The following is a 432-nucleotide window of genomic DNA, read 5'->3' on the forward strand; positions in this document are numbered from 1 at the left end:
TCACCTCGGACGCGATCCTCGTCCACCGACGCGTCAACCTCTCGGTGGCGGTCGCCGTCTCCGAGGGCCTCGTCACGCCGGTGGTGCGCAACGTGGACCGCAAGCAGGTGCTCGAGATCGCCGCCGAGGTGCGCGCGCTAGCAGGCCGCGCCAAGGCGAAGAAGCTGCGGCCCGAGGAGATGGCGAACGGCACGTTCTCGATCTCGAACCTCGGCATGTACGGGATCGACAACTTCGGCGCGGTCATCAACCCGCCCGAGGGCGCGATCCTCGCCGTGGGCCAGGTCCGCCGCGAGCCTGTCGTGCGCGGCGAGCAGGTCGTGCCGGGCCGGCGCATGGGCATGACGCTCTCCTGCGATCACCGCGTCGTCGACGGCGCGGTCGGCGCGACCTTCCTCAAGGTGCTGCTCCAGCTCCTCGAGCACCCGACGC

General features: G+C 70.8%; 1 protein-coding gene. It reads left to right on the plus strand.

The features are described 5' to 3' along the window. Positions 1-432 (plus strand): 2-oxo acid dehydrogenase subunit E2 (locus BN4575_RS23045; RefSeq protein WP_141689932.1); only part of this gene is annotated, 432 nt, incomplete at both ends.

The sequence above is a fragment of the Aeromonas sp. EERV15 genome (assembly GCF_900079845.1).
Classification (GTDB): Bacteria; Pseudomonadota; Gammaproteobacteria; order Enterobacterales; family Aeromonadaceae; genus Aeromonas; species Aeromonas sobria.